This is a genomic window from Streptomyces sp. SN-593, from assembly GCF_016756395.1.
GTDB lineage: Bacteria > Actinomycetota > Actinomycetes > Streptomycetales > Streptomycetaceae > Actinacidiphila > Actinacidiphila reveromycinica.
Genome location: NZ_AP018365.1, coordinates 7,266,006 through 7,283,991 on the forward strand (window position 1 = coordinate 7,266,006; position 17,986 = coordinate 7,283,991).

A 17,986-nucleotide genomic window follows, 5' to 3' on the forward strand; every position below is an offset into this window, starting at 1 on the left:
CGATGTCCGCGACGAACGCCGGCTCCGCCACCCCCCTGCTCGCCGCGCTCAGCGTCTCGCCCCTGGCCCGCTCGCTCCAGCGCGAGCTGCGCAGCCGCTGGCCGAGCACCTCCGACCGGGTGCGCGAGATGAGCCGCTACGCCCTGCTCGCCCCCGGCAAGGCCCTGCGGCCGCTGCTCCTGGTCGCCTCGGCCGACGCGGTCGGCGGCAGCCGCGACGGGGTGCTGCCCGCGGCGATGGCGGTGGAGTACCTGCACGTGGCCACGTTGGTCCACGACGACGTGATCGACGACGACGAGTTCCGCCGGGGCCAGCGCTCGGTGCACGCCCGCTACGGGACGGCCGACGCCATCGTGACCGGCGACTTCCTCATCCTGACGGTGTTCACGGCGCTGGCCGAGTGCGCCGACCGCGGCGTCCCCCCGGCGGACGTCCTCGAAGCGGTCCGCGTCCTGGCCGGTGCGGGCGCGGACGTCTGCCGCGGCCAGGCGAAGGAGGCGGAGCTGACCAGCGATCCCGCGACCGCCCTCGCCGACTACGAGGCGATGATCGCCCTCAAGACCGGCGCCCTGTTCCGGGGGGTGTGCCGGGCCGGCGCGCTGCTGGGCGGGGCCGCCCCGGAACCGGCGGCCGCCCTCACCCGCTTCGCCGAACACCTGGGCCTGGCCTTCCAGATGTACGACGACCTGCTGCCGTACCTGTGGGACTCGGGGAGCACCGGCAAGCCGGACACCAGCGACACCGAGAACCTCCGGCCCACCTTCCCCGTCCTGCTGGGCTACCAGGCCGCCGGGCGCAGGGACCGCGAGCGGTTCGCGCGGGCGCTCAGCGGCCGGATGCCGGCGCAGGAGGCGTACGCGCTGGTGCGCGAGCTGCTGGAGGCCACCGGCGCCCTGGACCGCGGGCGCGCCCGGGCCGAGGCCGAAGCCGCCCGCGCCAAGGAGCAGTTGGCCGGCCTGCCCGGCTCCGAGGGCGTCGAGCTGCTCACCGTGGTGGCCGACCTGTCGACCGACCGGGACCGGTAGCCGTGGCCGGGAGAAAGATCCGGCACCACGCACCCGCCGCCGCACCCGAGGGCACCGCCCCGCCCGAGGGCACCGGCCGAACCGCCGGCACCGCCGGCACCGACGGCACCGGCCGAACCGGCCGAACCGCCGGCACCGCCGGGCCCGCGTCGCGGCGTACGCGGTGGCGGCGCGGCCTCGGCGGCGCTGTCGTCGCCCACGTGCAGACCTGGCGTCCGTACACCCTCGCCCATCCCGCGCTGGTCGGCGTGGCCGGGGCGAGCAGCGCGGGCGGCGGGCACCGGCCCGGCGTGCTCGGGCTGGCGGCCGGGGCGCCGGCGCTGGGCTGGCTGGCCGGGCACTACCTCGGCGACTGGTTCGACCGGGAGCTCGACGCCATCGCCAAACCCCAGCGCCCGATCCCCTCCGGCCGGCTGTCGCCGGGAGCCGCGCTGGCCGGCGGCACCGCGTGCGCCGCGGGCGCCGCGCTGATCCTCGCGGTGGTGAACTGGCGGACGCTGCTGCTGTTCGTCGTCGCGATGGCCGGGATCGTGGCCTACAGCCGGTTCTGCAAGGGCCGCGGCATCTCCGGCAACGCGGTGCGGGGCGTCCTCACCGCACTGGCCTTCGCGGTGGGCGCCATGCTGGCGCGATCCGACCCGCCGGCCCGGGCGTTCGCGCCCGCGCTGGTCTTCCTGCTGCACGACACGTCCTCGAACCTCGTCGGCACCATCCGCGACGTGGACGGCGACCGGGCGGGCGGCTACCTGTCGGTGCCGGTGCGCCGGGGAGTCGGCCCGGCCGCGCGGCTGGCCGCGGCCCTGTACGCGGGCGCCGTGGCCGTCGCCGTCGCCGTCGTGGTCCTCCTGCCGACGGCGCACCCGGGCGCCTGCGCCGTCCTGCTCGGCGTCGCCGCGGCCGTCGCCCTGGCCGCCTTCGGCCCGCTGCTGCGCGGCACGCGGCCGGCGGGCCCGGCCGGACCCGGGCCGGGGGTGCAGCGCACGGCACTGCGGGCGCACGAGGTGCTGGTCGTCGAACGCCTGGTGCTCACCGCCGCGGTCGTCGCCGCCGGGGCGGGGGCGCCGGTCGCGCTCTGCCTGCTGGCGCCGCTCCTGGCCTTCAGCGTCGTCACGCAGGCCGTCATGCGGGCCCGGCACGAACTCCCGCCGCCCGCCGCCGCGCAGGCGGGAGACGCCCGCGGGCCAGGAACGTCCGGAACGGACAGAAAGGCGTACCAGCCATGACCTCGCTGACGATCGACCCGGGCCGGGTCTCCTCGGCCATCTCCTCCGGCGCGCGGGCCGTGTTCGCCGTCCAGCGCCCCGACGGCGTCTTCGACTACGGCGCGGGCGCCCTCACCTCGACGCTCAGCACCGTGGGCGCCGTCTCCGCGCTGCACTTCGCCGACCCGCGGGGGTCGGCCGACCTGATCGCGCTCGGCGTCGACTGGCTGCGGCGGACCCAACGGCCCGACGGCGGCTGGAGCATGGTGCCCGGCGGCGCGTCCGAAGCGGGCCCCACCGCGGTGGCCGCCGCCACCCTGCACCTGGTCGCCCCCGACGGCGCCGCGGACGCGGTCGGCGCGGGCCGGGCGTGGATGGCCGGCCACGGCGGACTGGAGGCGATCCCGCACCCCGAGGTGACCGCCTGGTGCCGCCAGTTCTACGGCTACGCGGGATGGATCGCGCCCCACGACATGCGCCGCTTCCCGCTCGAACTCGCCCTGTTCCCGGGGCTGTTCCGGCGGCTGTTCGACCTGCGCGGGCCCATGGTCGCCGCCCTGGCCCTGGCCCAGACCCGCTACCGCCGCACCGGCCCCGTCCTGCGGCTGCTCGCCCGGGCGGGGGAGCCCCGCGCGCTGTCGGTCATCCGCCAGGTGTACGAACACGAGGGCAGCACCGGCGGCTGGTGCGACGACGCCTGGGTGACCGGCCTGATCTGCGCGGGCCTGGCCCGGGCCGACCTGGCCCCGGACATGGTCGCGGGGGCGGTGGGGTGGTTCCGCCGCATGGTCAACGCCGACGGCTCGTGGAACAGCGGCACCCTGGACCTGACCTGGTCGATGTACGCCGCCGGCGGGCTGATGGAGGCCGGGTACGCCGAGGACGGACGCCTCGCGCCCACCCGGGGGCTGTTCCTGCGCGACCAGCAGGACAGACCCTTCACCGCCTTCGGCTGCCCACCGGGGTTCTGGGGCTGGTCCGGGCCGCGCGGCTGGCCGGCCTCGCTGGAGACCGCCGAGATCGTCTCCGCACTGGCCGGCCTGCCCGACCCCGACGGCAGGGCCCGCGGCGCCGTCGCGCGCGGGGTGGCCTGGCTGACCGCCCAGCAGGACACCCGCGGCTCGTGGGGGCTGTGCGTGCGCAACACCAAGGTCGCCAACAGCGGCCCGTGCCCGCACATGACCGCGCAGTGCGTGGACGCCCTGCTGGACTCCGGCGCCGCCGCGGACGACCCGCGGGTGCGGCGGGCCGCCGACTGGCTGCACACCGCGCAACTCCCTGACGGCACCTATGAGTCCGTCTGGTACCGCATGCACACCGCCGGCACCTCCGCGGTGCTGCGCACCCTCGTCCGGGCCGGCCGGGGCGGCCACCCGGGCGTCGCCAGGGCCCGGGGGTGGCTGCTGGCCACCCAGCTCCCGGACGGCTCCTGGAGCACCGGCGACGGCACGGCGTCCGGGACCGCGCCCGGGACCGTGGAGGAGACCGCCTGGGCGGTCGGCGCGCTGCTCACCGCCGGGCTGCCCGCCGTCGACCCGGCCGTCGGGCGCGGCGTCCGGTGGCTGCTGGACGCCCGCCTCCCGGACGGCTCCTGGCCGGCGGCCCGCGTCAACGAGTACGTCCGGCACGTCAGCCGCTACCCCAACGGCGGCCTCGCGGGCGGCCTCGCCCTGCGCGCGCTCGCCCGCTACCGCACCGCCGCCGAGGAAGGACGCCTTCACCATGCGCACTGACGTCGTCGTGTGCGGAGCGGGGGTGGGCGGTCTCGCGGCCGCCCACGCCCTCGGTTCGCTCGGCCTGCGCGTCCTGCTGGTGGACAAGCAGGACGGTCCGCCCACCGCCGCCAAGGGCGAGGTCCTCCAGCCCGGCGCGCTGGGCGTGCTCGCCTCCTGGGGCGTCACCGGGCGGTTGCGCGAGCGCGGCGCGCTGCGGCTGTCGCACCTGGTCGCCCGCGATCCCGAGGGCCGCCCGCAGATGTCCCTGGAGTACGACCGGCTGCCGGGGGACACCAACTGGCTGCTGGCGCACGACTACCCGCAGATCCTGGCGGCGCTGGCCGACGGCCTGGCGCCAGGCGTCGACCTGCGGCGGGGCGTGCTCGTGCGCGGCCTGCTGCGCGACAGCGGGGGACGGGTCCGCGGGGTGCGGCTGCGGTCCGGCGCGGGGACCGGGGACGAGGAGGTGCGCGCCCCGCTCGTGGTCGCCGCCGACGGGCTGTCCTCCCGGCTGCGGCGCGAGGCCGGCATCGAGGTCGAGCGGCGGGAGTACCCGCACCGGCTGGTGGCCTTCGAACTCCACGACGCGCCGCCGACCGAACCCGACTTCTCCGCCTACGTCAGCGCCCGCGGCCTGCGGCTGCGCTACCCGCTGCCGGGCAACCGGGTGCGGCTGTACGTCCAGACCGCTCCGGACGAGCTGCGCGGCCTCGACGCGGAGGGCCTGTCGCGCTGGGCGGACCGGGTGGTCGCCGAGGTGCCCGGGCTCGCGCCGCTCGGTGACGCGCTGTCCGCGGCCCTCGGCGGCCGCCAGGCGCTGCCGGTGTCGCGCTTCCTCGCGCCCCGGCTGACCGCCCCCGGCCTGGCGCTGGTGGGGGAGGCCGGGCACGCCGTGCACCCGATGGCCGCGCAGGGCATGAACAGTTCCATCCACGACGCCCACGAACTCGCCCTCGCGGTGGCGGAGTTCGCCGCGGACCTGGCCCCCGCCGGGGTGGAGGCCGCGCTGCGGGCCTACGAGTCGGCGCGGCTGCCGGACCTCGCGCAGACCGGCCGGACCAGCCACAACGCGGCGCGCATGATCACCGACCTGTCCTGGGCCGGCCGCACCCTGGGCCGCCGCGCCATGCGGTGCACGGGCGCGAACACCCGGCTGCGCTACACCGTCATGCACAACATGGCCGGCCTCGGCGCGCACGAACTGACACCGCTGGACCGGCTGCACCAGATCGGGCTGCTCCCCGATCCCCGCGGCGGCCGGCTGCCGGCCTGGGCATGAGCGCCGGCCCGCCGGCCCCCGACCCGGCCGGCCGCCGCCGTACGGGCTCCCGCCTCACCGGGCTCCGGGCCGCCCGGCCCGGGCCCGTGCCCGGGTCACCCGGCCGCGGCGCACTCGACGACCACGAGGCCGCCGGGCCAGCTCCGCGACCGGGTCACCGCGAGGCCCGCCGCTCCCGCCAGCCGCTCGAAGTCCTGCACGGAGCGCTCCTGTCCGCCGAGCAGGACCAGGGACTGAAGGTCGAAGGAGGCGTTGCGCTTGGCGTGGTCGTCGCCGGCGAGCACCTCCACGATCACGACGCGGCCGTCCGCGCCGGCGGCCTCGGCGCAGCGCCGAAGGATGCGCGTGGCGTCCGCGTCGTTCCAGTCGGTCAGCACCCGCGAGACCACGTAGACGTCGCGGCCCGCGGGCAGCGGGTCGAAGAAGCTGCCCGGCACGAACCGGGCCCGGTGGGCCACCCCGGCCCGGTCGAGCGCCTCCTGCGCCTCGGGGGCGACCGGCGGCAGGTCCAGCACCTCGCCCGCCAGGTGGGCGTTGACCCGGACCACCTCGGACAGCAGCGCGCCGATCCCGCCGCCGACGTCGATCACGGTGCGCACGCCGGACCAGTCGAACTCGGTGGCCAGCACCGGCCCGGTCTGCCAGGCGAAGGCCGCCATCACGCCGCCGAAGAACCGGCGCAGCTCGGTGTCCTGCTCGTAGTCCTGCCAGAACGGCGTGCCGTGCACCGTGCCGTAGGCCGACTCGCCGGTGCGGATGGAGTGCAGCATGCCGGTGAAGGCCAGGTCCATCCGGGTGCCGGGGCTCTCCAGGTTCAGCCAGCCCCGGTACCAGGTGCTGTCCTCGCTGAGCAACTGCCGCGACAGCGCGGTCAGTCCGTAGGTCTGCGGCCCCGTCTCGGCGAACAGCCCGATCCCGACGAGGTGGCGCATAAGCCGGCCCAGCGACTCCTCGTGCGCCCCGCAGGCCCGGGCGAGCCCGGGCAGCCCGGTGCTGCCGTCGGCGACCAGCTCCGGCAGGCGCAGGGTGACCGCGGTGCGGACGGCGAACGGGGTGGCCAGGTCGATGAGCCGGGTGAGTTCGGTGGTCGCGGAGACGTCGGGCTCGGCGGGCTGGGATGCCATACGCGTTCACTCCCTGTCGACATCGGCTGTGACGGGCGCTCGCCGCCGGACCGGAGAAAACATTCCCGGCAGCCATGAGCACGATGGAGAGGATATCTCCGCCAAGGCCGGCGAAGCAATTGGATCGTGAATTCGGAAAAGAAATCCGAGCGCAACTCGATAAACGCTCACGCCTGTCAGAAAAGAGAAGGAAGGCATGTCATGACGGCCATCGACAACGGTGTTTCCCTGGACGTCCGGCCGATCTCCGGTGCGTTGGGCGCCGAGGTCCGGGGAATCGATCTCGAAGAACTCACCGACGCCGGTTTCGACCGGCTGCACGCGCTCCTGCTGGAACACCTGGTGCTGTTCTTCCCGGAGGCGGCCGGCCTGAGCCCGCAGGCGCACGAGGCGTTCGGCAGCCGCTTCGGCGAGTTGGAGGTCCACCCCTTCCTGCCCAAGCTCGACGGGCACCCGCGGATCGTGGTCCTCGACTCCGACCAGGGCGCGAAGGCCGACGTCTGGCACACCGACGTCACCTTCAGCCCGAGCCCGCCCGTCGCCTCCATCCTCCAGATCGTGCAGTGCCCGCCGCGCGGCGGCGACACCCTGTGGAGCAACCAGTACCTCGCCTACGAGGCCGTGTCCGAGCCGCTGCGCGAGCTCCTCGACGGGCTGACCGCGCTGCACCTGTTCACCCTCCCCGACGGCTCCTTCCGCAGCGAGACGGAGCACCCGGTGGTGCGCGAGCACCCCGAGACCGGCCGCCGCTCGCTGTACGTGAACCGGATGTTCACCACCCGCATCCCGCAACTGGCGAAGGACGAGAGCGACCTGCTCCTCGACCACCTGTTCGCCCTCTCCGAGCGCCCCGAGCGCACCTGCCGCTTCCGGTGGACGCCGGGCGCGATCGCCCTGTGGGACAACCGGGCCACCCAGCACCTCGCGGTCAACGACTACACCGAGCGGCGGGTGGGCCGGCGCGTCACGATCCTCGGCGACAAGCCCCAGGGCAACAGCCCGCGTTGGGGCCACCACGCGGGGACGGAGAGCGCCGCCCAGACCACCCGCGCCACACGCTGAACCCGGGGGCGGACGGGTGCGGCGATCCCGCCGTACCCGTCCGCCCCGCCCGCACCCGCGGTGAGGCGGTGTCCTTGTCCGCCGCCGTACACGTGCGTAACGTCGGGCCCGCCGGCCCGGCCCCCGCCGCGTCGGGCGGCGGGGGGCACGCGCGGCCGGCTCGCGGAACCCCCGGGTGAAGAGGAGAAGGTCATGCGGACGCTGTCCGGGAAGTGCGCGCTGGTCACCGGAGGCAGCCGCGGCATCGGCGCGGCCGTGGCCCGGCGCCTCGCGGCCGAGGGAGCCGCCGTGATGGTCGGCTACCGGGTCGGCGAGGACGCGGCGCGCGCACTCGTGGCGGAGCTGACGGCAGCGGGCGGCCGGGCCGCCGCCGTCCAGGGCGACGTGGCCGAGCCGGGTGTGCCGGCCCGGCTGGTGGCCGCCACGGTCGAGGCATTCGGACGACTCGACATCGCTGTCAGCAACGCGGGCGTCGAGCACTTCGGCGCGCTGGAGACGCTGACCCCGGCCGACTTCGACCGCGTCTTCTCCGTCAACGTCGCCGGGCAACTGTTCACCGCCCAGGCCGCCGCGGCCGCGATGCGGGAAGGCGGGCGGATCGTGCTCACCGCCTCCGTCAGCGCCGGCATCGCGGTGCGCGACCACGCGCTCTACGGCGCCAGCAAGGCCGCCGTCTGCGCCCTCGCCCGCAACCTCGCGCCCGAGCTGGGCGAACGCGGCATCACCATCAACGCCATCGCCCCCGGCGGCACCCGCACCGACATGGCGGCCGAGAACGCCGCCCACTACACACCCCGTTCGCTGGCGGGGATCGACCCCGAGCGCATCGTGCGCGGCATGACCTCCGCCGGCCGCTGGGCCGATCCGGAGGAGGTCGCGGGAGCGGTCCGCTTCCTCGTCTCCGACGACGCCTCCTACGTCTCCGGCTCCACCCTGGCCGTCGACGGCGGCTGGATGTAGCCGCGCGGCGCGGCCGGCCGCTGCCCACGGCGTAGCCGGCCTCCCCCCGTTGACGTCCGCCGGACGCGACGCCCGCGCGGGGCGGACTGCGCCGTTCGGCGGAGCGGCCATGGGCGCGGCGGATCGCATTCTCACCGCAACCGGGCAGAAACGACCGCTGACTGCGCGTCAGCTCCCACACTGGCGGTGGAAGTCGGGCGTCACGTCTCGGCCGGGGGGACCGGCCCGCACGGTGTGGCGCCGGGGGAGGCACGCGTGTCCGGGGAGAGTGTGCGGTTACGAAGACGGCTGGCGCCGAAGGTGGTCTTCGCCACCATCTGCCTGTTCTTCCTGGCGGCGGTCGTCGGCGTCCACCGGCTGGGGATCTGGGGCGGGGTGATCCGCTGGGTGGCGGCCGCGGCGGACGTGCTGCTGGTCAGCCTCGCGGTCGCCCGGCGCCTGACCGCGACCAGGAACTCCAGCCACCCCACCGCGGTCGCCGCCCTGTCGGGCGACAGCGTCAGCGAGATCCAGCGACTCGCCGCGACCCGCCGGCTCACCGTCGAACAGGCCAGGCTGCTCGCCCTGTCCATCGTCAAGCCCGACGCCGTGCGCGACCGCGTCGTGGAGAGCTACGAGACCGACCACCGCACGCTGCACCGCAAGGTCACCACGGACTTCAGGATCGACTCCCGGCAGTACGCGGGCCGTTCGCGGCGCAAGCGGCAGTACCTCGCGCTGTGCGTCTCGGCCAAGGGGGACATGCACGACGGCTTCCGGGTCCACGCGGCCGACGGCCTGGCGCTGACCACCGAGAGCCACCGGGACTGCCTCGCACTGGTCGCCAGCATGGTGCGCGTCCTGGTGCTGAACGCCTACCGGGGCCACGGTCTGGACGTCGACGACGACCTCCCGCCCGACGCGCAGGACGTCGAGCGGCGCGCCCTGGACCTGATCATCAACCCGGGCGCGCGGGAGGCGCCCGGCGTGCTGACCCGGCAGGAGTGCGAGGTCGTCCAGCAGTTGGGCGACCTGATCCCGGGCAACAACCAGGCCAAGCTGGCGGCCACCCTGGTCGAGGCGCTCATCTCGCAGTACGTCGTCATCACCTCGGTGCCGGTGCCCCGGGACGGCGTGGTCAGCATCACCTACGAGCAGACCGTCATCCTCTCCGAGGACCGCAGCGCCCGCGCCTCGGGCGGCTCCGGCCTGAAGATGATCCTGCGGCGGGCCCTGGGCGCGCGCCCCATCGTGGTCAAGGTACGGGTCGACAACGCCTGGACCTGCCGCAGCTTCCACCTCGACGTGACGGGCCCGGAGGGCTTCTACCTCGGACGGCAGGCCATGGAGCCGGACGCCGCGGTCTGGTTCGCCGAGCACGGCGGGGACACCATCGAGCGGCCGGACCCCTACTACCGCTTCCGCCGCCGGCTGGGCCAGCGCTACGCGCACTTCTACGCGCGCGACTTCCCGGAGCCGAAGCCCGGCGAGAAGCACCCCCAACTGGGCTTCCACTTCTACGAGGCGCCGCCCGGTTCGGACTTCCGGGCCAGCCTCGCGGCGGTCTGCACGGTGCTGCTGGTGTGGCTGACGGGCCTGGCGGTCTCCAACGACGCCCTGTCCGCCGGCGCCTCCCTGGGGTCCGACGTGCCCGCGCTGCTCCTGGCGCTGCCGGCGATCGCGGCGGGCCGGCTGGGCGGCGGCCTGGGCCTGCAGGGCCGGTCGGCCCGCAGCCTGTCCGCGGTGCTGTCGATGATCGCCACCTTCCTGATCTCCGTGGCGGCGACCACGTTCTTCATCCTGCGCAACGCGGGAAATCGACTTCCCCGGCTGAACGGCGCGCTTCCGCAGCACCTCTCGGTGCTCGGTGTGGATCGCGCGGCGTGGGCGGTCCTGATCGTTCTCGCGGCCGGAAACGCACTGGCGATCTGTTACCGGTGGATTGTGCGCACGAGAATCTACGACTTTCTGGCTTCACGTCCTCCCTCCGGGGTAGAACAGGGGTAAGCGATGTATTTTGCTTTTGTCACCGGGCGGGGACGAGGAGCCGCCCGGTTGAACGGGGGAGAAGGGTGACGATGACGCTCATGAGCGACGCATCCCGTGCGGCGACGGAGCACAGCGAGGCCGGCCTGCGGCACGTGTGGTGGGGCCTGGTCCGGCTGACGGAGCGGCTGATGGGAGAGCCGAGGGGCTCGACGGAGGGCGGGTACTCCGTACGTGGTCAGGACTGGACGCCGACGGCGGGCGGCATGACGCTCGCCGAGGTCCAGGACGCCCTCGGCCACATCGACGAGGACGCGATGCGGAAGGCGCAGGAAAGCCTCGGCGGCGCGGGCCGCACACGGTGAGCGTCGCGCCGCGTCCGTGGTGCACCGGATTTCCGCGGCTTTCCCGGAATTCCGCGCGCGCCGGGACGTGCCGCGCTCCGTACTTCCCGCCCGCCGGGTTCCACCGTGGAACGGACCTTCCGTGTGCAGGGGAGCGCGCCGTTTCGCGCATTCCGTCGTGAACCGGCCGAGAATTCGGCACACATGGCCCCATCTGTGCGAATAGTGGACTAATATCACCCCACTGCGGCCGCCCGTGACCATGGCGGCCGGTCCGGATTCGGGAGTGGGGCGCGGCGGTGGACCGACGGATCGAGTTATTCAGAACGGCTTTCGAGGAACTGCTGAGCGCGGCCGGCGATGTCGACGTGGACGCCCTCGCCGACGCGGCGCGCGGCGCGAACTCCGGCCGGCGCGCGACGGTGGTGGACGTGGCGGGGTGGCTGGCCCCCGGCGCCGTACCGGAACAGCGGTTCAGCAGCGACTTCCACAGCCTGGTGGCCTTCCTGGAGGGACGCGCCCGGGGGACGGGGTACCGGCGCAGGTCGGCCCGATCCTGGAACGAGGCGCTGTCCGGCGCCCAGCGCGCGGTGGCCGAGGGCGAGCAGGCGCGTACTCCGGCGGCTGCCGACGCCGACCGGCGCCGCCCCCTGCTGCGGGCCGTGCCGTTCGCGGACGTGCTGCCGCACGAGAGCGCCGTGCTGTGCGCGCAGTGGGGCGCCGTCGGCAATGCCGCGGTGCTGGCGACGGGGACCCGCGACGGCGTCGTCCGGCTGTGGGACGTCTCCGGCGCGCGGCCGGTCTGCCGTGAACTGACCGCCGGCAGGTCGCTCGCCCCGGTGGAGCAGGTGGCCTGGCCCGCGGACGGCCGGCTCCCGCTCGTGGCCGCGCGGGACGCCCGGGGCACCGTCCACGTCTGGGACGCGGGGTCCCCCGGCGACCAGCCCGTGGTCGTCAGCAACGTCAGCCGGTGGATGGCGTGGGGATCCGACGCGGGCGGCCCGGTTCTGGCGACGGGGCAGGCCGACGGCCGGGTCCGCCTGTGGCACCCGGCCGCGCGCGAGTTCGCCGCGGACGCCGTCGACGTCCGCCTCCACGACCAGGACTGGGGGGAGTTCGGCATCTCCGCGGGGCACCCGGCCCTCGCCGTCGGGTCCTGGCGGACCGGGGAGGTGGCCTTCCACGACCTGCACACCGGACGGTCCCGGGGGCCGCTGCGGTGCGACCCCCACCAGACGCTGTGGGGGGCGTGGGGCCGGTCGGGCGACCGGGCGGTGCTCGCCACGGCGGGGCTCGGCGGTGTCGTGCGGGTGTGGGACGCCGCGTCCGGCGCGGAGGTCGGGGTCCTGCACACCGGGCCGGCGTACGAGCGCGCGTGGGGGCGGTGGGGCCGCCGGACGGACGAGCGGGCGGTGCTCGCGGTGGGCGGCGCCGACGGAAGCGTCCGCCTGTGGGACCCCGTCGACAACGCCTACTACGACGCCCAGCCCGCCGGACACAGCGGGCCGGTCGGCTGGGGAGCGTGGTGCACGGTCGGCGACGTCCCCGTCCTGGCCACCGGCGCGGCCGACGGGACGATCCGGCTGTGGGACCCCGACACCGGCACCCAGTTCGGCGAACCGGTGCTGGGACACAGCCCGTTGGGCGACTGGGGAGCGTGGGGCGCCGTCGACGGCCGGCCCGTACTCGCCACCAGCCGTGACGAGAAGACCGTGCGGCTGGTCGGCCTGGTCGAGGACCGCCCGCTGCCGCGGCTGCCGACCTACCGCTCCGACTCCGCCGTGGCCACCGACGAGCTGTCCCGCGAGGGGGACGCCACCGCGATCGCCGAGCTGATCACCGCCCGCACGGTGCAACCGCCCCTGGCCGTTGGCCTGTTCGGGGACTGGGGCGAGGGCAAGAGCCACTTCATGAACCTGTTGCAGCAGCGGGTCGCCGGCAACGAACGGACCGGCAGCCCGCTCGCCCAGCGGGACGTCAGGCAGGTGCGCTTCAACGCCTGGCACTACGCGGAGACCGACCTGTGGGCCAGCCTGGTCGCCGAGTTGTTCGCCCAGTTGTCGACCCCGCCGAGCGGCGACCGGGGCGACGAGCAGCGCCGGCAGTCCCGGCTCACCGCGGAACTGGTGCAGGAACGCGGCCTGGGCGAGCGGCTGATCGGCGCGCGCAAGCGGCGTGACGAGCTGCGCGAGGCGCTGGACGGCGACCTGTGGGAGGCGCTGCCCGCCGAGCGGCGCGAGGAACTGACCCTGCTGCTGGGCGGCCCCCGGGCGCAGCAGCTCTTCGCGCAGGCCACCGACACCCTCGGCAGGCTGCGCAGCGCCCGGGTGTGGGCGCGCCGCCTGCTGGGCGCGCTCCCGCTGCGGGTGGTCCTGCGCTACCTCGCCGGCGTCGTGCTCGCGCTGGCGCTCGTGGTCGCCGCCTACTGGGGCCTGCCGGCGGTCAGGGGCCGCATGGACGGATGGTGGCGCGCGCTGATCGCGGCGCTGCCCGGCACCTCCGCCGTCCTGCTGGTGGTCGCCTACGTCCGCAAGGCGCTGCGCGCCACCCGCGAGCGGCTGAGGGACGGCCTGAGGAAGGCGGCCGAGTACGGCGCGGAGGTGCACTCGCGCGTCGAGATCGCGGCCAACCTGGCCGCCGAGGAAGTCGCCGCCCTGGAACGGCAGTTGCGGAACATGACGGCGGCCGGGCAACTGGCCGGACTGGTGTCGGACCGGGTGGGGGACGGGCAGTACCGCGGCCGCCTGGGGATGATGACCCAGATACGCGAGGACTTCCAGCGCATGGCACGGCTCCTCGCGGAGGTCGCCGCCGAACCCGACCGGTCGGCCGGCGGGCCGCTGTCCGCAGCCGCGCGTGCCGACGTGGTGCAGGACGAGCTGCCGCGCATCGCCCGCATCGTGCTCTACATCGACGACCTGGACCGCTGCCCCTCCCACCGGGTGGTGGAGGTCCTGGAGGCGATCCACCTGCTGCTCGCCGTGGACCTGTTCGTCGTGGTGGTGGCCGTCGATCCGCGCTGGCTGCTGCACGCCATCGCCACGCACTACCGCGGCATGCTCGACGGCCCGGCGGAGCGGCCCGCCGCGGGAGCGGGGGAGACCGATGCCGACGACGGGGAACTGTGGCGGCTCAACCCGGCGCAGTACCTGGAGAAGATCTTCCAGGTGGTCCTGACGCTGTCCCCGATGGACCGCGACGGCTACCGGCGGCTGCTGCGCACCCTGGTCGGCACCCGCCCGGAGGCCGGCGAGGACACGCCGGGCGGCCCGCGGCCGGAGCAGGCGGACACGCCGGCCGGCGCCCGGGCCGCGGAGCCCGCCGCCGGCGCTCCCGGCGACGACCCGGTGGTGGCGCCGCACGCGGTGGCGCCCGGCGCCGCCGCGGGGGCGGGGGGCCTCGCGGCGGCCGCCGAGCAGGGCCACGGCTGGGCGGGCCCGCGGCTGCCGGCGGCGGCGAAGAGGGACCGGGTGGACCCGCTCACCCTCGAACCCGACGAGCTGGCGCTGCTCAACCTGCTCGGACCGCCCCTGCTGGTCAGCACGCCGCGGGCGGTGAAGCGGCTCGCGAACTCCTACGGTCTGCTCAACGCCATCCGCCGGGACCACCGTGCGGGCGACCTCGCCGAGCAGCGCACCGAGCTGCGCGACCCGGACACCGGCGACCGGCGCGAGGTGGCGTACTTCCCCTACCGGGCGGGCATGGTGCTGCTCGCGCTGCTCGTCGCCTACCCGACCGCGGGCCCGGCCTTCTTCCAGCGCCTGCACCACCGGGCGACCACGTCCCCCGGGAGCAGGTGGCGGGAGTTCCAGGAGGAGATCTCCGCGGCGCGGGCCGAGCCGGCCGGGCCGGGTGCCGACGGTGCCCTCGCGCGGACCCCCGCGGTGCGGCCGGACCAGTGGCGGGCGCTGGTCTCCGCGCTGGGCCACGTCACGGACGCGGCCGAGCGCAGGGGGCTGCCGCTGCCGGAGCCGCTGGAGGCGTGGGCGGCGTGGCTGGTCCCGGTCAGCCGGCTGTCCTTCCCCACCGGGTTGATGATCCGGCCTCTGGGATGGCAGGGCACCGGGGAAGGGTGAGCGGGCCGGGATGCAGACGTCCAAGACGATCGTCGCGGTGAACAAGGACGCCGAGGCGCCGATCTTCGACCTCGTCGACTACGGCGTCGTCGGCGACCTGTTCAACGTCGTCCCCCAACTCACCGAGGAGGTCAAGGCACGCAAGGGCTGAACCGGCCGCCTTTCCTAGCACCGCTATGGTTCATCTTTGTTATGCGGCAAAATCGTTCTACAATGATGCCAGGCAGGGCGTCGTCCGGCCGCCGGTGGGTGGGCCGACGCCCTCTCGACCCGGAACGCCCGCAGCAGCCCGCTTCGTGAAAGGCCCGGCCATGACCGTCCCCGTCCTCGGCGCCACCCTGTACTTCGACCCCACGTGCGCCACGGGGTGGCGGGCCTCGCGCTGGCTGGAGCCGCAGGCGCGCAAGCACGACGTGCCGGTGCGGTGGCGGGCCGCGGACCGGTGGTTCGGAACCGCGGCCGAGGAGGTGCCCGGGAAGAAGCGCGGGTACCCGGCCGCCTCGAAGGTGTTCCTGCGGGTGGTCGAGGCCGCGCACCGCGACGGCGCCGACGACCTGGTCGGACGCCTCTACGCGGCGTACGGCTGGGCCACCCACGAGGACACCCGGCCGCACCACCCCGACCTGGTGCGCGAGATGGTCGCGGCGTACGCGCCGGCCTACCTCGACGCCGTCGACGACCCCGCGCTGGACGAACTCGTGGTGGCCGCGCACCACGAGGCCGCGGAGTACGTCGGGGACGGTGAGTCCTCGCCGGTCCTGGTGGTGCGGACCGCGGAGGGCGAGCGCGGGTTCTACGGACCCGTGCTCGGTCCGGGCCCGGAGGGCGAGCGGGCCGACCGCCTGTGGGACCTGCTCGTCCTGGCCGCGTCCCTGCCCGAGTTCTTCGAGCTGTCCGCGCGCCGCACCTGGCGCCGGCCCCGGCGGGACCCGCTGACCGACCACTCCACGTCCGTGCTGCCCCTTCTGCCCGAGGACCTGCGGGCCCCGTGACGGACGCGCGGATCAGTCGGTGGGCTTGCCCGTCTCCGGGCCGAAACGGTCCAGGGTGGCGTCCACCTGCTTGATGTGCGCCCTGGCGACGCGCTCGGCCTTGGCGGTGTCGCCCGCCTCGATGGCGAGGAGGACCGCGCGGTGCTCCTTGAGCGAGTTGGCCTTGCGGCCGGGCACCATCACCGCCTGGAACTGGAACTTCACCAGCGGGAAGAGCAGCGAGTCGAGCATGGTCGCCGCCCGCGGGCTGTCGGCCGCCTCGATGACGAGCGAGTGGAACTCGCGGTTGAGGGAGGTGTACCGCATGAGGTCGTCCTCCTTCAGCGCCTGCTCGGTCGCCTCGACCACCTCGCGCAGCCTGGTGCGCTGCTCGGGGGTGGCCCGCTCGGCGGCCAGTCCGGCGACGAGGCCTTCGAGCACCTCGCGGACCTGGAGGATGTCACGGGCGTCCTCCAGGCTGAAGGCGCGCACGCGTCCCCCGCGGTTCGGCTCCAGGACGACCAGGCCGTCGGACTCCAGCCGGGCCAGCACCGCGCGCAGCGTGTTGCGGCTGATACCGAGCGTCTGGGCCAGCGGTGCTTCGACGAGGCGCTCGTTGGGGCTGTACACCCCCGAGGTGATGTCGTGCTTCAACTGCCGGTAGGCCGTCTCGATCTTCGCGGTGTCGCGAGAACGGGACCGCTCGGCGGTGGGCTCGGCGTCCTGGGCGGAGCTGACCGGGGAGGGCATCGATGCGTCCACTTCCGTATGTCGTCTGGCTGCGGGCTCTCCGGCGGGCCGGATCGCGGCTCCAGCGGGCCCAGGAGAGTCGTTCGCTCCGATTGTAGAACAAGATTGGACACTCTTTGTTCCGCTTGCCGGTTCCCGGCGCGGACCCCCCGCCCGGACCCGGCCCCGGGTCCGCGCCCCGATCCGAAAGGACGCCCGTGACCTCCGCGGCCGCCGTACCCGACCCCCGCCCGGCCCATCTGTACGTGGGCACCTTCCCCCGGGCCTACCACCGCGACCCGGTCGACACGGCGTTCGGCGTCTACGCGCTGCGGGTGGACCCGCGGACCGGCGACCTCCGGCCCGCCGGCAGCGTACCGACGCCGCGCCCCGGCTGGCTGGCGGTGCACCCCGGCGGCCGCTTCCTGTACGCCATGAACGAGGTGCGCGACTTCGAAGGGCACCCCGGCGGCGGGGTCAGCGCCTTCGCGGCCGACCCCCGCACCGGCCGGCTGACCGCGCTCGGCACCGTCCCGCTCGGCGAACCGTCGCCCTGCCACGGCGTGGTGGACGCCACCGGCCGCCACCTGATCGTTGCGACCTTCCACGGCGGCACGGTCCACCTGCTCCCGCTCGGCGACGACGGCCGGCCCGGACCGGCCTGCGACGTGCGGCGGCACCGCGGTTCCAGCGTCCACCCCCGGCGCCAGACCTCACCGCACGCGCACTCGGTGACCCTCGACCCCGCCAACCGGTTCGTCCTGGTCGCCGACCTCGGCACGGACCGGCTGGAGGTCTACGGACTGGACGCCGACCGCGGCAGGCTGTCCGCGCTCCCGGACGGCGGTGCGTGCCTGCCGCCCGGCTCCGGACCCCGGCACACGGTCTTCCACCCGACCGCGCCGGTGGTCTACCTGGTCAACGAGATGGCCGCCACCGTCACGGTGTTCGCCTGGGAGCCGGAGCACGGGGGGCTGCGCGCGACGCAGACCGCGCCGGTCCTCCCGGAGGGCACGACCGGCTACCGCTCCGCGAGCGGGATCGCCGTGCACCCGACCGGCCGGTTCCTGTACGTCACCACGCGCAGCCACGGCTCCAGCGGCGAGCCGCCCGAGCGCGGCCCGGACAGCCTGGTCACCTTCCTGATCGACCCGGGCACCGGCCGCCTCCTGCCGGGCGGACGCACCGCCACCGGCGGGGAGATCCCGCGCAGCCTCGTGCTCGACCCCGACGGCCGGCACCTGTACGTCGGCCACCAGGCGTCCGGGAACGTCGTGACCTTCCGCGTGGACCCCGGCAACGGCGTACCGGAGCCCACCGGTCAGGTCGTCGCCACTCCGGTGCCGGTCTGCCTCCAGATGGTGCCGGCCCAGGCGGTTCAGGAGGCATCGGCGGCATCGGCGGTATCGGCGTCGCGCGGAACCGGGTGAGCGCCGGCGTCGCGCCGGAACGGGTGAACCCGTGCGGCTCCGCCCCGCGCGTGGCGGAGCCGCACGGCCCCCGGCGGCACTCCGCACCGTGCCGTCGGGCAGAA

At 75.2% G+C, this 17,986-nt stretch carries 13 protein-coding genes and 1 pseudogene; 12 read left to right on the forward strand and 2 right to left on the reverse strand.

Going from position 1 to position 17,986, the window contains the following annotated elements; all coding sequences use genetic code 11:
* Window positions 1–2 precede the first annotated feature (2 nt).
* Genes RVR_RS31140 through RVR_RS31155 form a run of 4 tightly spaced genes read left to right on the forward strand, consistent with a single transcriptional unit; the run spans window position 3 to window position 5,221 of the window.
* Window positions 3–1,025 (forward strand): polyprenyl synthetase family protein, encoded by a 1,023-nt coding sequence (locus RVR_RS31140; protein WP_202237233.1) that lies wholly within the window; start codon window positions 3–5, stop codon window positions 1,023–1,025.
* 2 nt (window positions 1,026–1,027) lie between these two features.
* Complete coding sequence (locus RVR_RS31145) at window positions 1,028–2,248, forward strand: UbiA family prenyltransferase (RefSeq protein ID WP_237405068.1); 1,221 nt, start codon at window positions 1,028–1,030, stop codon at window positions 2,246–2,248.
* Window positions 2,245–3,960: a prenyltransferase/squalene oxidase repeat-containing protein gene (locus tag RVR_RS31150; protein ID WP_202237234.1), complete on the forward strand. Its 1,716-nt coding sequence runs from the start codon at window positions 2,245–2,247 to the stop codon at window positions 3,958–3,960. Before RVR_RS31145 ends, RVR_RS31150 begins: the two co-directional genes overlap by 4 nt.
* The gene (locus RVR_RS31155) at window positions 3,950–5,221 is read left to right on the forward strand and encodes an FAD-dependent oxidoreductase (protein WP_202237235.1); all 1,272 of its coding nucleotides are present in this window, start codon (window positions 3,950–3,952) and stop codon (window positions 5,219–5,221) included. The genes RVR_RS31150 and RVR_RS31155 overlap by 11 nt, the downstream gene beginning before the upstream one ends.
* A gap of 95 nt (window positions 5,222–5,316) precedes the next feature.
* Here the strand turns inward: RVR_RS31155 and RVR_RS31160 are convergent, their stop codons facing one another.
* Window positions 5,317–6,345: a methyltransferase gene (locus tag RVR_RS31160; protein ID WP_202237236.1), complete on the reverse strand. Its 1,029-nt coding sequence runs from the start codon at window positions 6,343–6,345 to the stop codon at window positions 5,317–5,319.
* A gap of 201 nt (window positions 6,346–6,546) precedes the next feature.
* On the opposite strand from RVR_RS31160, the gene RVR_RS31165 reads away from it, so the two are divergent.
* From RVR_RS31165 to RVR_RS31195, 7 genes and pseudogenes are all read left to right on the forward strand, one after another.
* The gene (locus tag RVR_RS31165) at window positions 6,547–7,407 is read left to right on the forward strand and encodes a TauD/TfdA dioxygenase family protein (protein ID WP_202237237.1); all 861 of its coding nucleotides are present in this window, start codon (window positions 6,547–6,549) and stop codon (window positions 7,405–7,407) included.
* Between the two features lie 192 nt (window positions 7,408–7,599).
* Complete coding sequence (locus RVR_RS31170) at window positions 7,600–8,367, forward strand: SDR family NAD(P)-dependent oxidoreductase (protein WP_202237238.1); 768 nt, start codon at window positions 7,600–7,602, stop codon at window positions 8,365–8,367.
* Window positions 8,368–8,622: 255 nt separating this feature from the next.
* The gene (locus RVR_RS31175) at window positions 8,623–10,353 is read left to right on the forward strand and encodes a hypothetical protein (protein ID WP_202237239.1); all 1,731 of its coding nucleotides are present in this window, start codon (window positions 8,623–8,625) and stop codon (window positions 10,351–10,353) included.
* 80 nt (window positions 10,354–10,433) lie between these two features.
* Entirely contained in the window at window positions 10,434–10,697 is a 264-nt protein-coding gene (locus tag RVR_RS31180; protein WP_202237240.1) for a hypothetical protein, read from the forward strand.
* Window positions 10,698–10,975: 278 nt separating this feature from the next.
* Entirely contained in the window at window positions 10,976–14,752 is a 3,777-nt protein-coding gene (locus tag RVR_RS31185) for a P-loop NTPase fold protein (protein ID WP_202237241.1), read from the forward strand.
* A 1-nt stretch (window position 14,753) separates the two neighbouring features.
* Window positions 14,754–14,903 (forward strand): annotated as a pseudogene (locus RVR_RS31190) (electron transfer flavoprotein subunit alpha/FixB family protein); the annotation flags it as partial.
* Between the two features lie 160 nt (window positions 14,904–15,063).
* Entirely contained in the window at window positions 15,064–15,744 is a 681-nt protein-coding gene (locus RVR_RS31195; RefSeq protein WP_202237242.1) for a mycothiol-dependent nitroreductase Rv2466c family protein, read from the forward strand.
* A 12-nt stretch (window positions 15,745–15,756) separates the two neighbouring features.
* Here the strand turns inward: RVR_RS31195 and RVR_RS31200 are convergent, their stop codons facing one another.
* Complete coding sequence (locus RVR_RS31200) at window positions 15,757–16,473, reverse strand: GntR family transcriptional regulator (protein ID WP_202237243.1); 717 nt, start codon at window positions 16,471–16,473, stop codon at window positions 15,757–15,759.
* 197 nt (window positions 16,474–16,670) lie between these two features.
* On the opposite strand from RVR_RS31200, the gene RVR_RS31205 reads away from it, so the two are divergent.
* A complete protein-coding gene (locus RVR_RS31205; protein ID WP_202237244.1) occupies window positions 16,671–17,882 on the forward strand; it encodes a lactonase family protein in 1,212 nt (403 codons plus the stop codon).
* Window positions 17,883–17,986: the final 104 nt, after the last annotated feature.